The sequence below is a fragment of the Micromonospora parathelypteridis genome (assembly GCF_014201145.1).
Taxonomy (GTDB): Bacteria; Actinomycetota; Actinomycetes; order Mycobacteriales; family Micromonosporaceae; genus Micromonospora; species Micromonospora parathelypteridis.
Window position 1 is genome coordinate 4,208,794 of sequence record NZ_JACHDP010000001.1, and the last position, 12,860, is coordinate 4,221,653.

The window sequence follows — 12,860 nt, forward strand, 5'->3', positions numbered from 1 at the left end:
TGGGCCGCGCGTGGTTGGGCCGCGCGTGGTTGGGCCGCGCGTGGTTGGGCCGCGCGTGGTTGGGCCGCGCGTGGATGGGCCGCGCGTGGTTGGGCCGCGCGTGGTTGGGCCGCGCGTGGTTGGGCCGCGCGTGGTTGGGCCGCGCGTGGTTGGGCCGCGCGTGGTTGGGCCGCGCGTGGTTGGGCCGCGCGTGGTTGGGCTGCGTGGTTGGGCTGTGCGTGGTGGGGGATCGCGCGTGGCTGGGGCCCCGCTTGACTGAGGGATGCAGGCGGCCGGGGTCGCCGCGTGGCGGGGGGTCGCTCGTGGCTGGGGATTGCTCATGGCTGGAGGCCGGCTTGGCTGTGGGCCTGGGTGGCTGGGGTCGCGTTTGGCTGAGGTCGCGCGTGGCGGCGACCGCGCATAGCTCGGGGCAGTGTTGGGTCGGGTTTGGTCAGAGGACGTGTAGGGCGGTGCAGAGCCAGCGGCCCCGACGATGTTCCAGGCGGAGCGCCATCGCCCAGCTCTGACCGCCCGCGCCGGTGAGGACGGCGGCCGCCTCCACCGCGGCCTCCCGGGGCTCGCAGACCCGCAGGCGGAGCAGCCGGACCAATGGTCGGCCAGCGCGGCGGCGCGGTGCCGCGGCCCGCCCGGACGCCCGGGCCAGCTCGGTCAGGAGGTCGCTTGCTCGGGCCGGGTCGAGCAGCGCTCGCACCTGCGCCGGCGAACGGTAGCCGTTCACCACCTCCAGGCAACTGCCGACGAACCGATGAGCGGCCCGAGTGGCTTCCGGGGCGGTCGCTGGCGGTATCGGGGTGACCGGGTGGGTGGTCGACCGGCTGGGCACCGGGCGGAGAGCGGTCCGGCGCGACGGGGGCCGGACCGGATCTGGCCGGGTCGAGGCGAACAGGTCGAGGGCGAGCTGACCGTGGGTCGGTGCTGGCCAGTACGCCTCGTCGGTCTCGTCGACGTAGGGCGGGTCGATGGGCGGGACGGGGCGCAGTCGCACGGGTGGCCGGGACGGACCGGGTCGTGCCTCGCTCATCGTGCCCCCTTTGATCTTGTGTTTACCTTCGTTTGCCTCCGACTGCCTTGATTCTGGGCGACAAAGCGGCCCCGGTCAATGGCTCAACGGCAGAACGCACCCCTTGCGCAGCGTGATCCACTCCGTTTCGCCGATGTGGCGGTATCCAGGCCGCAGCGATACCCCAACTTCGGCGATATGGAGTGGATCAAGCAGCACGGTGCGGCGATGCGAAGTGGATCAAGCGCGAAGGTGCGGTTACGCGGAGTGGATCAGGCGGGAGGGTGCGGCGACAGCAAGTGGATCGCGCGGGAGGGTGGGGCAACAGTGAGTGGATCAAGCGGCAGGGTGCGGCGACGGCGAAGTGGATCACGCGGAGAGCTCGCTGGGCTGAGCTGGCTGAGAGGGGCGCCGTGTCTACTCTGGGTCGCGGTCGATCAGCGGATTGCTCTGCACCCAGTCTGCGGTTTCGTCGTACTTGCGCGCTATGTAATCCTCCAGGCGCGCGCGCTCGACGCGCCACTGGCCGCGTCCACCGATCTTGATCGCCGGCAGTTCACCGCTGCGCACCATGTGGTAGACCTGCGAATCCGACACGTTCAGCTCGGCGGCGACGTCGGAGAGCAGCAGGAACCTCGGCTCCACAGGAACTCCCGGTGTTGGGGTCGTTTGGCTCAGTTTGCCATCGACAGCCCCGGCCGCCCAGCGTCCGACCCGGCCGGCGGCCTGCCGACCTCCCGAGACACACCGGTCGGGAACTTCCACCGGCCGGAGCCGGGGTGTATGACGGTCACGGCGTGCGGCATGATCTGCGCCCGTGCCGGCGGACGCCGGTGGAGGACGAGGCGGGGAGACGACCGGTGACCGACGAGCTTGTCCGGGTGTATGTGCCGGCGACCGTACCGATGCTGGCCCGGCTGCGTGAGGACGGGCTGACCGCTGACCAGGCGCACGCGGTGACCCCGGCGCTGCGCGAGTGGTACGCCGAGGGCGACGAGGAGGAGCTGGAGTACGTCGCGTTCACCCGGGCCGCCCAGGACGCGCTGAACCTGCTCCGGGCCGACCCGACCGCTCCCCGCCGCCGCGTCGTCGTCTCGGCCGACCTGCCGGCGAGCGTGCTCGGGCGGGGTGACGGTGAGCTGGGTTCCAGCACGGTGACGTTGGCCGACGCCGTGCCGGTTGGTGCCGTCGCGGCGATCCACGTGGACGGCGCGGACGCGGTCGAGGAGGTCGCCGCGGCGGCCGAAGTGGTGGCCGAGGCGGCCGCTGGCGACCCCGACGCCCAGTTCACCGTCGATGGCGCCGAGGACCACGAGCTGGAGTGGTACGACGTGACGGAGCTGGACCTGCTGCTACGCGCAGCCAGCTAAGCCGCAACGCCGCTAACACCGCGCGCCGCAACGCCACAGGGCCGACAGCCTGCGCCAGGGCGCGAACGCCGGCCGGCAAGCAACCCCGTCCCGCCGTCAGCGGGCCGGGTCCGCCTTGGCCGGGTCCGGGTCGAACGCCTCGGCCGGGTCGAACGTCTCGGCCGGGTCGGGCTCGTCGTCCTCGGGGTCGACCCGGTCCGTGACGGTGTCCGAGCCGCCGGTCGGTTCGTCGTCGGTGTGGGCTGCCGGGCCGAGCGTGCGGCCGAACGCGATCAGCGCGGTCAGCGCCCCCACGAAGAGCACCCAGATGCCGTTGTCCACCCGCGAGCTGCCCAGCGAGGTCTGCGCCACGGCGTCCGCTTCGCTGAGTGCGCTGGCCAGATCGAGCAGCGACCGGCCACCGATCCGGATGATCACCTCGGCGAGCAGGAGGAGCAGCCCGGGCCCAGCGCCGGCGAGCAGGTACGCCGGCCAGCGCAGCGCCGGGATCTCGGGATCACGGCGGACGGCCCGGCGTCGTGCCCAGGTCAGGTAGCCGAAGGCGAGCAGCCCGGCCAGCAGCCCGGCGACGAGCGATTCGGTGCGGGACACCCACTTGGCCGCGTTGATCAACGACTCCTGGCTGTCGCCGGCACCGAAGAGGTTGAACAGCGGGTCCCGGGCGCGGCTGAACGCGACCACGAAGAGCAGGGTGCCCAGCGCCGCGGTCACCACCGCACCGACGGCCGGGGCGGTCCGCGCGCCGGCCACCGCGCCACCGATGATCGCCGCGGCGGCCGTGGTGCCGGCGATCACATTGGTGGTCGAGGTGTCGAAGTAGGTGAGGTTGATGGCCAGCGCGGCAGCCAACCCGACGAGCATTCCGCCGCCGATCGCCCCGGCGAAGCGCAGGGTGGCCCAGTCGCCGTACCGGCGGGCCAGCAGGTTGCCAACGGCCAGCGCGACGGCCGCCCCACACACCAGCGCGGCCGAGATGACGCCGGGCAGGGCGAACGCGGAGAGACTGATCGCGGTGACCCCGGCCGCCGCCGAGGTGATGGCCTCCCGGGTGGACCAGAGCATGGCGGTCAGCCACCCGAGCGCCAGCAGCGCGAGCACCGCCGCGCCGGGCGCGGGCAGCGGCCGGCTGTTGGGGCTGGCCGTGTCGGCCGCCGGCTCGTGCGACTCCGCGGCCGGGACGCGGCCGGGCTGCTTGGTCATCGTCTCCCCTTCGAGGCGGCAGGTCACCGACCATTCAGGGTACGCGGGCCCGCTGGGCTCTCCGCCGCCCCGGGACGGACGGAAGGGGTACGGCCCTGCCCCTCGGTGGCCGATGGGAAATGCCGCTGCGGGGCGGTGCGGCTGCCCGGAGCACGGACGGGTCACCGGATCGAGCCCAGTCGGTAAGGGGAGGAGGGGTGGGCCGGTCCTTGGCGGAAGGCGGTGGCCGAGGTGGGGCCTGCAGCCCTGCATGGGACAATTACGGGAGGTCCCGCCGCTGCTCGGCCCTCCGGTGCGGCGTCCGGTGTCCGGCCGTCCGGTCGGTGCCCGCGGGTCCGGTTTCGCCACTGCTGTCGAGATCGCCAGGAGCCCTGATGGATGCCGTCTTCTCCGTTCCCGAGCCGCGCAACGAGCCGGTTCGCAACTACGAGCCGGGCAGCCCCGACCGGGACCGGCTCCAGCGGCGGCTGACCGAGCTCGCCGCCGAGCGCATCGACCTGCCGATGACCATCGGCGGTGAGCAGCGGATGGCCGCCGGTGACCCGATCAATGTGGTGCAGCCGCACCGGCACGCGCACGTGCTGGGTGTGACCGCGCACGCCACCCACGAGGACGCCCACGCCGCGATCAAGGCCGCCAAGGACGCCGCTCCGATGTGGCGGGCGCTGCCCTTCGAGGAGCGCGCCGCGATCTTCCTGCGCGCCGCCGAGCTGCTCGCCGGTCCCTGGCGCGACACCCTCAACGCCGCCACCATGCTGGGTCAGTCGAAGACCGCGATCCAGGCGGAGATCGACGCGGCGTGCGAGTTCATCGACTTCCTCCGGTTCAACGTGCACTTCGCCCGCCGCCTGCTCGAGGAGCAGCCGGCGTCCTCGCCGGGCGTCTGGAACCGCTTCGACCACCGCCCGCTGGAGGGCTTCGTCTACGCGGTCACCCCGTTCAACTTCACCGCTATCGCCGGCAACCTGCCGTCGGCGCCGGCCCTGCTGGGCAACACGGTGATCTGGAAGCCGGGCCCGACCCAGCAGTTCGCCGCGCACTTCACCATGCGGCTGTTCGAGGCCGCCGGCCTGCCGCCCGGCGTGATCAACATGGTCACCGGCCGGGGCGAGGAGGTCTCCGACGTCGTGCTGGCCGACCCGGACCTGGCCGGCATCCACTTCACCGGTTCGACCAAGGTCTTCCAGCAGTTGTGGCGGACCGTCGGCGACAACATCGCCCGCTACCGGGGCTACCCGCGCCTGGTCGGCGAGACCGGCGGCAAGGACTTCGTGGTCGCGCACACCAGCGCCGACGTGGACGCCCTGCACACCGCGCTGATCCGTGGCGCCTACGAGTACCAGGGCCAGAAGTGTTCGGCGGCCTCACGGGCGTACGTGCCGCGCTCGATCTGGGAGGGTGGGCTGCGCGACCGGCTGGCCGCCACCACCGACTCGCTGACCTACGGCGACGTGGCCGACTTCAGCAACTTCGGCGGCGCGGTGATCGACGACAAGGCGTTCGCCCGGCACACCGCGGCGCTGGAGTTGATCGCCGGTGACGACAGCTGCCGGGTGCTCGCCGGTGGCACCGCCGACGACTCGGTCGGCTACTTCGTCCGGCCGACGCTCTTCGAGTGCGACGACGCCGCCCACGAGACCTTCACCACCGAGTACTTCGGGCCGATCCTGGGCGTGCACGTGTTCGACGACGCCCGCTTCGACGAGGTGGTCGCGCAGGCCGAGTCGATCGCCCCGTACGCGCTGACCGGGTCGGTGTTCGCCACCGACCGCCGGGTGGTCGAGGCGGTCGGCGAGCGCATGCGGTACGCGGCCGGCAACTTCTACATCAACGACAAGCCGACCGGCGCGGTGGTCGGGCAGCAGCCGTTCGGTGGCGCCCGAGCCAGTGGCACCAACGACAAGGCCGGCTCCTGGCTCAACCTGGTCCGCTGGGTGTCGCCGCGCACGATCAAGGAGACCTTCGTGCCGCCGACCGACCACACGTACCCCCACATGGGCTGACCTTCGACGACCCGCCGGCGGCGCACGTGGCGCCGCCGGCGGTCGGCCGAATGGCGTAACCCATCGATAGTCCTCAACGGACAGTCTGCCGCCGACAGTGCACTTAGGAAGTCCTGTCGGGTGGCAAACTGGCAAATCCTGGACGCCGCGTGCGCAAAGTGGCAGCGTAGTGGGCATGGCGGATTCCGGAGTCAACCCTACGGCGGCGGCCCTGCTTGGGCTCCTCCATGAGGGCCCGATGACAGGCGGCCAGTTGATGGCCGCCGCTGAGCGCCGTCTGGCGCCGTACTGGTCGATGACCCGCAGTCAGGTCTACCGCGAGTTGCCGGTGCTGGCCGAACGGGGTTTCGTGCGGCTCGGTAAGCCGGGGCCGCGGATGAGCCAGCCGTACGCACTCACCGCCAGCGGGAAGAGGACCTTCTCCCGCTGGCTGGCCGAGAACCCGGGGCGGGACACCATCCGCAACCCGATAGCGCTCCGGATGGCGTTCGGCAACCTGCACTCCGCCAGCCAGCTGAAGGGCCTGTACGCCTCGGCCAACGAATACCACACCGAGGCCCTCGCCCAGGTTCGGGAGCAGGTGAAAAACGCCAAACGTGACGGGGAGACGTACGACGCCAGCGCGCTGGAGTTCGCCGTCGCCTACCACCGTGCGGCCCTGTCGTGGTTGAAGACCGCCCCCGTCGGGTGACGACCGGCGGGTTCGCGCACACGGAACGAGCTGCTCGGCCCACGTTGGCGCAGCGTCAATTTGGCGTCGGCCTGCGGGGCTCGCAAGCTCGCTCCTCGCCCGCGCAGTACGCTTATCTGTCGTGACCGCTGCCGATTACGCCGAACAGCTCAAGGAACTCGACGCGACCCTGCGAAACATCGAGGCCGTCCTCAACCTCGACCGGCTCCACGAGGACAAGGCCCGCCTTGAGCAGGAGGCTTCCGCCCCCGACCTGTGGGACGACCAGGCCAAGGCTCAGCAGGTGACCTCGCAGCTGTCGTACGTCAACGGCGAGATCAGCAAGCTGGGCAGCCTGCGCTCCGGCCTCGACGACGCCCAGGTGCTGCTGGAGCTGGCCGAGGCGGAGGCCGACCCGGGCGTGCTGACCGAGGTCGAGTCGGAGATCACCGGGCTGACGAAGGCCATCCAGGAGATGGAGGTCCGCACGCTGCTCTCCGGCGAGTACGACTCCCGGGAGGCGCTTGTCGCCATCCGGGCCGGCGCCGGTGGCGTGGACGCCGCGGACTTCGCCGAGATGCTGCTGCGGATGTACCTGCGCTGGGCGGAGCGGCACGGCTACCCGACCGAGGTCTACGAGACCTCCTACGCCGAAGAGGCGGGCCTGAAGTCGGCCACCTTCGCGGTCAAGGTGCCCTACGCGTACGGCACGCTCAGTGTCGAGTCGGGCACCCACCGGTTGGTTCGGATCAGTCCGTTCGACAACCAGGGCCGCCGGCAGACCAGCTTCGCGGGCGTCGAGGTCCTGCCGGTCACCGAGCAGACCGACCACATCGACATCCCGGAGAACGAGGTACGGGTCGACGTCTACCGCTCCTCCGGCCCCGGTGGACAGAGCGTCAACACCACCGACTCGGCGGTCCGGCTGACCCACATCCCGACCGGCATCGTGGTCACCTGTCAGAACGAGAAGTCCCAGCTGCAGAACAAGGCCTCCGCGCTGCGGGTACTCCAGGCCCGACTGTTGGAGCGCAAGCGCCAGGAGGAGCAGGCCAAGCTGGAGGGGCTCAAGGAGAACGCCGCCGGCTCGTGGGGCGACCAGATGCGCTCCTACGTCCTGCACCCGTATCAGATGGTGAAGGATCTCCGAACCGAGCAGGAGACCGGCAATCCGAGCGCGGTGTTCGATGGCGATCTGGACGGTTTCATCGAGGCGGGGATCCGTTGGCGCAAGCAGCGGCAACTCGCCAGCGACGGAGCGTAACGACTCGCGGGCGGAACGCTTCGTCGATCTCCAGGTAGAGGCGTGATTCGACGACTCGTGCGGGATCGGCGGGGCGTGGGGCTTGGCTCAGTTGTTACACCGCGTAGACTCACCACCCGTGATTCAGCTTGAGCAAGTGACGAAGACGTACCCGAAGGCGTCCCGGCCTTCGCTCGACAACGTGTCCGTCTCGATCGAGAAGGGCGAGTTCGTCTTCTTCATCGGTCCATCCGGCTCCGGCAAGTCCACGATCATCAAAATGCTGCTGCACGAGGTCGCCCCCAACAAGGGGCGCGTCGTCGTCAACGGCAAGGACGTCACGTCGATGCGATCCTGGAAGCGACCCCACTTCCGGCGTTCCATCGGCTGTGTCTTCCAGGACTTCCGGCTGCTGCCGAACCGCACCGCCTACGAGAACGTGGCGTTCGCTCTCGAGGTGATCGGCAAGACCAAGGCGGTTGCCCGCCGGGTCGTGCCGGAGGTGCTGGAACTGGTCGGGCTCGGTGGCAAGGAGCACCGCTACCCGCACGAGCTCTCCGGTGGTGAGCAGCAGCGGGTCGCCGTCGCCCGGGCGTTCGTGAACCGTCCGCTGATCCTGCTGGCGGACGAGCCCACCGGAAACCTGGACCCGGACACCTCGATCGAGATCATGCGCCTGCTGGACCGGATCAACCGCACCGGCACGACCGTCGTGATGGTCACCCACGACTCCAACATCGTCAACCAGATGCGCCGCCGCGTCGTCGAGATCGAGAGCGGTCGGATCGTGCGTGACCAGGCCCGCGGTGTCTACGGGTGAGCCCCCGCTCCACCCCTGCGCAGCCTGACGACGAACACCTCATGCCGGCGACCCGGAGGAAATCCCGATGCGCGTGAAATACGTCCTGTCCGAGGTACTGGTCGGACTGTGGCGCAACGTGACCATGTCCATCGCGATGATCATCACGATGGCGGTCTCGCTGACCATGCTCGGCGCCAGCGGTCTCATGTACCGCCAGGTCGACGACATGAAGGACCTCTACTACAAGAACATCCAAGTCTCGATCTTCCTCAAGACCGACGTCACCGATGAGCAGCGCGAGCAGGTGAACTCGAAGCTCGAGGTCGACCCGCTGGTCAGCGACGTCATCTACGTCGACAAGGCCGAGGCGTACAAGCGGTTCCAGGAGATGTTCCAGGACGCGCCGGATCTGATCAGCGCCGTCAAGGAGGACAGCCTTCCGCCGTCGTTCCGGATCAAGCTGAACAACCCGGAGCAGTACAAGAACATCTACGACCAGTACAAGAACACCGAGGGTGTCGACGAGATCGTCGACCAGAGCAAGCTGCTGGACAAGATCTTCAACATCCTCACCGCGATCCAGAACATCGCGCTGGCCGCCGCCATCGTGATGGCGGTCGCCGCCCTGCTGCTGGTCGCGAACACCATTCAGGTCGCCGCGTACAGCAAGCGACGTGAGGTCGCGGTCATGAAGCTCGTCGGCGCGTCGAACTGGTTCATCCAGGCGCCGTTCGTGCTGGAGGCCGTGGTCGCGGGTCTGATCGGATCACTGCTCGGCCTGGTCGCACTGATAGCGGCGAAATATCTGCTCTTCGACGGGTCACTCAAGGCCCTGGAGGGGCTGCTCTCGCCGATCAGCTGGGGCGACATCCTGTTCATCTTCCCGCTGATGGCCGGCGTCGGTGGTCTGATCAGCGCCGCCACCGCCTGGATCACCCTCCACTTCTACCTGCGGGTCTAGCTGCTCCGCCGCTGACCTGAGGACCCTCCCGCCCGGAAATAAACGGCGCGGGAGGGTCCTTGTCATTCGGGTAGCATGATCCGTTGTCCGGCCGGGGTGAGCCCGGCCCACGGACGTCCGGAGAGGGGGTGGCACCGATGCCACGGGAAAAGGGGCGCAAGGTGGTCGCCTCCAACAAGAAGGCGCGCCACGACTACTCGATCCTCGACACGTACGAGGCGGGCATGGCGCTGACCGGCACCGAGGTCAAGTCGCTACGGGCCGGGCGGGCGTCGCTGGTCGACGCTTTCGCCCAGGAGCGTGACGGCGAGTTGTTCCTGCACGCCATGCACATCCCGGAGTACACCCAGGGCACCTGGACCAACCACGAGCCTCGGCGTACCCGCAAGCTGCTCCTCAACCGGGGGGAGATCGACCGGCTGCTCGGCAAGACCCGCGAGGGTGGTCTGACCATCGTCCCGTTGCAGGTCTACTTCTCCGACGGCTGGGCAAAGGTTGAGATAGCGCTGGCGAAGGGCAAGAAGTCGTACGACAAGCGTCAGGACCTCGCCAAGCGGGACGCGGACCGGGAGATCGCCCGGGCGTCCGGTCGGCGTGGCAAGGGAATGGACGACTAGCTCATCCCATTTGTCCGGATCGGTGTGCCGGCCCGGGGCTCGGGATGAAAGCGGTTGCGGCAGGCGTTAGTCTTGTCAGTGCCGCCACATCGGCGGCCTGTCGAGGGGGTGACTGGTTTCGACTTCGTACGCAGCGACAGGGGAAGCGAGCCGAGGAAGCCGACGTCGTCTCGAGAATCGGTCGTCGGAACTTTATAAGCGCCAATAACAATCGCGCTGACTTCGCTCTCGCCGCCTGAGGCGAGTAGCTAAGTCTGTCGGTCTGGGAACGCCTTCGTCCCAGTAGCCGGCATCAGTTAGGAGGCTGGCCAACCGGACCCGGTCGCGGGGTCCGTGCGGCGAGATTAATCAGCGACTGGGCCCGTCACACCAACTTGCTCGCGTGAGCGGTGGGGCCGAGTAGAGGCATAGCGAGCTGCGCTCGGAGAAGCCCTGACAAACCGGCGAAGGACCCGGGTTCGATTCCCGGCACCTCCACCACCTCGAAGCGAAGCGCCCCGGCCCACCAGCCGGGGCGCTTCGCTGTGTACGGGCTTCGGCGGCTCGCCTACGCTGCACCCCGTGACGAACCAGGAGTTGCGGCTGTCGGTGGGCGCCTCGCCCGGTCAGCGCACGATGGCGGTGCTGGCCGGCGTCTTCATCGCAGCCGTCGGTGCGGCATTCGTGCTGCTGCCGCTGATCGCCGGCGGGCTGCTGGACCGGCTGACAGGCCCGGGCGACCCGTTCGCCTCCTATGAGGAGGCCCGCGACCTGCCGCCGGGAATGCTGCCGCCCGCGTTGCGGGACTCCGGCGGTGGCGGGGGAGAGTCCGGCCCCGGCCCGCTCATCGGGCTGTGCGGCTTGCCGTTCGTCCTGCTCGGCATCTACCTCGTGCTGCGGGTGCTCCGCACAGCCGCTTGGCTCGACGGCAGCCGGGCACGGGTACGGGGCGCGCTACGTACCCGCGGCGTCGACCTCGCCACCGCCCGGATCGACGCGGGCGCGATGTCGTATCGCGACGCCGGCGACGACTTCCCGGTGGGTGGGCAGCGGGTGCCGACCATCATCGCTACCGACCAGGGGAGCGGGCGGCGAGTCACCATCCCCCTGCGTGGGATGGGGCTGGGCAGCCTGCCCCCGTCCGAGTTGCGAGCGCTGGCCGATGCGATCACGACGGGCCGGCCGGTCGACGGGCGGGACGGCGACGCGCACGCCGTCGCCAGCCAACTGCGCCGCCTGGCGGAACAGCCCCGCTGAGCCGTACCAGTGGGGCTGGCGGGTTTATTGCGGCCAATGGGGCTAATGAGGCGAGCCGCGACCCTGGACAGGGCGGTCGGGCGGGCTCACCATCGCGGTATGGGGTAGCAGCGCACCGCGGGAGGTGCCATGGTCGCCGGTCCGTTCCAGCAGCCGTCACTCGTCGCCCGGCCGTCCGCCGGGCACCCGCACCCGGCCGGGCTCCCGGCCGATCCGCACCCCACCGGGCCGCGCCCCAGCAGGCTCCCGGCCGATCCGCATCCCGGCCGGCTGTCCGCTGATCCGCACCCCATCGGACTGCCCGGTGAGCCGCGCCCGGCCGGGCTCGCCGGCGACGTGCACGCACTCGGCCGGGCCGTCGCCGTGGCCACCACCGAGCCGCGCTGGCGCGAAGAGGTCCTGCTCCGGCTGCGTCCGGTCGGGCAGGGCTTCGACGAGCACGTCCGGGTCACCGAAGGCCCCGCGGGCCTCTATCGGGAGTTGCTCACCCAGTCGCCGCGGCTGGACCACGGGGTGCGGTTGCTGACCCGGGAGCACGCAGCGATCATCGCCGCGATCCTTGCGGTGCAGCGGGTCGCTGAGCAACCCGAGGTCAACCCCGACGAGCTGCGGCACCGGGCCGGGCACCTGCTGCGGAGGTTGGCCCGGCATCGGCGGCGTGGCGCCGACCTGCTCTGGGAGGCGTACCAGACGGATCTGGGTGGCGAGACCTGAGCGTGGACCGGGAACCGGGGGGTCGACGGTCGCGTCGAACCGTACATGCGTCGACCGGCCCTGCTGCTCGTACTCCCGTTGTTGCTTGCGGCGGGCTGTGCCCCGAACGGCGCCGAGCCGGCCGACGGGCCCAGCAGTGGGTCGCACCACGCCGAGGCGTTCGATCAGCGGGCCACCGAGGTTGCCGAGGCGTGGCGACCCGGCACCGACTGGCGCACGGGGTACGTCCCGCTGGAGGGGCCGACCCTGCTCACCGGCGACCCCCGCTTCACCCCGGAAACCGAGGCCGCCTTTCGCGCCGGGTGGTACCGCGCCCAGGTGCCGATTCCGCCCACCCGGGTCGGCGACGAGATCCGATTCCCAGACGGTCGGCTGACGTTGCCGCTGGTCAGCGCGGCCGAGGCGTATCGGCAGCTCGACCAGGGTGACCCGTTGCCCTGTCCGGGGCGGCCGAAGCGACCCGGCCTGCCGACCCCCGGTGGCCCCACCGTCGAACCCGGACCGGACGGTTGGGCCACCAGCACGTCGCAGACCGCCTGCCTTTCGCTCACCGTCACCGGGGTCACCTACGGCACCGTGCCGGTCCGGACCAGCCGGGGTGAGGCGCAGGTCCCGGCCTGGCTGTTCACCATCGAGGAGCTGGCCACCCCGGTGGTCCGGCTGGCCGTCGCCGCGACGGCGATCACGGCGGTGCCCGAGGCGACCGCCCCGGCCCGAGCGCTGCCGGACGGGCTGGTGGCCGCCCAGGACCTCACGGCGGTCGACGGTGCCCGGTTGACCGTGCGGCTCGGCGTCGGTGCCTGCGACACCGGAATCACGCCGCTGGTGCGGGAACGCCCGGACGTCGTGGTGGTCGGCGGCAGCGTCACCCGGGCCACCGGGCTCTGCCCCGCCGTGCTCAAACTGGAACCCGTCACCGTCACCCTCGCGGCACCGCTGGGTGCCCGGCCAGTCCTGGACGTCTTCACCGGTGCCCCACTCACGATCGCCCCGCGCTGACACGCCGGCCGGCCCAAGGCTCGCCGGGCCGGCCCCAAGGCTCGC

At 70.4% G+C, this 12,860-nt stretch carries 13 protein-coding genes and 1 other RNA gene; 11 read left to right on the forward strand and 3 right to left on the reverse strand.

Translation table 11 applies throughout. The features are described 5' to 3' along the window. Nucleotides 1-430: 430 nt before the first annotated feature. Complete coding sequence (locus HNR20_RS19030) at nucleotides 431-1,021, reverse strand: Rv3235 family protein (RefSeq protein ID WP_184181704.1); 591 nt, start codon at nucleotides 1,019-1,021, stop codon at nucleotides 431-433. A gap of 396 nt (nucleotides 1,022-1,417) precedes the next feature. Continuing rightward, complete coding sequence (locus tag HNR20_RS19035; protein WP_110564412.1) at nucleotides 1,418-1,645, reverse strand: helix-turn-helix domain-containing protein; 228 nt, start codon at nucleotides 1,643-1,645, stop codon at nucleotides 1,418-1,420. Between the two features lie 215 nt (nucleotides 1,646-1,860). Here HNR20_RS19035 and HNR20_RS19040 point away from each other — a divergent pair, with 215 nt between their 5' ends. Next, complete coding sequence (locus HNR20_RS19040) at nucleotides 1,861-2,370, forward strand: DUF6912 family protein (protein WP_184181706.1); 510 nt, start codon at nucleotides 1,861-1,863, stop codon at nucleotides 2,368-2,370. A 96-nt stretch (nucleotides 2,371-2,466) separates the two neighbouring features. On the opposite strand, the gene HNR20_RS19045 is transcribed toward HNR20_RS19040, so the two are convergent. Next, complete coding sequence (locus HNR20_RS19045; RefSeq protein ID WP_184181708.1) at nucleotides 2,467-3,570, reverse strand: hypothetical protein; 1,104 nt, start codon at nucleotides 3,568-3,570, stop codon at nucleotides 2,467-2,469. A 374-nt stretch (nucleotides 3,571-3,944) separates the two neighbouring features. On the opposite strand from HNR20_RS19045, the gene pruA reads away from it, so the two are divergent. From pruA to HNR20_RS19095, 10 genes are all read left to right on the forward strand, one after another. After that, the gene (gene pruA / locus HNR20_RS19050; RefSeq protein WP_184181710.1) at nucleotides 3,945-5,573 is read left to right on the forward strand and encodes an L-glutamate gamma-semialdehyde dehydrogenase; all 1,629 of its coding nucleotides are present in this window, start codon (nucleotides 3,945-3,947) and stop codon (nucleotides 5,571-5,573) included. Between the two features lie 175 nt (nucleotides 5,574-5,748). Then, nucleotides 5,749-6,264, forward strand: a complete 516-nt coding sequence (locus HNR20_RS19055) for a PadR family transcriptional regulator (protein ID WP_099850731.1) — start codon at nucleotides 5,749-5,751, stop codon at nucleotides 6,262-6,264. 121 nt (nucleotides 6,265-6,385) lie between these two features. Then, nucleotides 6,386-7,507 carry a peptide chain release factor 2 gene (prfB, locus tag HNR20_RS19060; protein ID WP_184181712.1) on the forward strand — a complete coding sequence of 374 codons (1,122 nt, stop codon included), beginning with the start codon at nucleotides 6,386-6,388 and terminating at the stop codon, nucleotides 7,505-7,507. Nucleotides 7,508-7,625: 118 nt separating this feature from the next. Further along, complete coding sequence (ftsE, locus tag HNR20_RS19065) at nucleotides 7,626-8,306, forward strand: cell division ATP-binding protein FtsE (RefSeq protein ID WP_030331491.1); 681 nt, start codon at nucleotides 7,626-7,628, stop codon at nucleotides 8,304-8,306. Nucleotides 8,307-8,373: 67 nt separating this feature from the next. After that, nucleotides 8,374-9,249: a permease-like cell division protein FtsX gene (ftsX, locus tag HNR20_RS19070; protein ID WP_184181714.1), complete on the forward strand. Its 876-nt coding sequence runs from the start codon at nucleotides 8,374-8,376 to the stop codon at nucleotides 9,247-9,249. Between the two features lie 137 nt (nucleotides 9,250-9,386). Beyond that, nucleotides 9,387-9,866, forward strand: a complete 480-nt coding sequence (smpB, locus tag HNR20_RS19075) for an SsrA-binding protein SmpB (RefSeq protein ID WP_184181716.1) — start codon at nucleotides 9,387-9,389, stop codon at nucleotides 9,864-9,866. A 104-nt stretch (nucleotides 9,867-9,970) separates the two neighbouring features. Beyond that, nucleotides 9,971-10,346: a transfer-messenger RNA gene (ssrA, locus tag HNR20_RS19080) on the forward strand. An 81-nt stretch (nucleotides 10,347-10,427) separates the two neighbouring features. Next, the gene (locus tag HNR20_RS19085) at nucleotides 10,428-11,102 is read left to right on the forward strand and encodes a hypothetical protein (RefSeq protein ID WP_184181718.1); all 675 of its coding nucleotides are present in this window, start codon (nucleotides 10,428-10,430) and stop codon (nucleotides 11,100-11,102) included. A gap of 129 nt (nucleotides 11,103-11,231) precedes the next feature. After that, nucleotides 11,232-11,816 carry a hypothetical protein gene (locus HNR20_RS19090; protein ID WP_229686978.1) on the forward strand — a complete coding sequence of 195 codons (585 nt, stop codon included), beginning with the start codon at nucleotides 11,232-11,234 and terminating at the stop codon, nucleotides 11,814-11,816. 45 nt (nucleotides 11,817-11,861) lie between these two features. Then, a complete protein-coding gene (locus tag HNR20_RS19095; protein ID WP_184181720.1) occupies nucleotides 11,862-12,815 on the forward strand; it encodes a hypothetical protein in 954 nt (317 codons plus the stop codon). Nucleotides 12,816-12,860 lie beyond the last annotated feature (45 nt).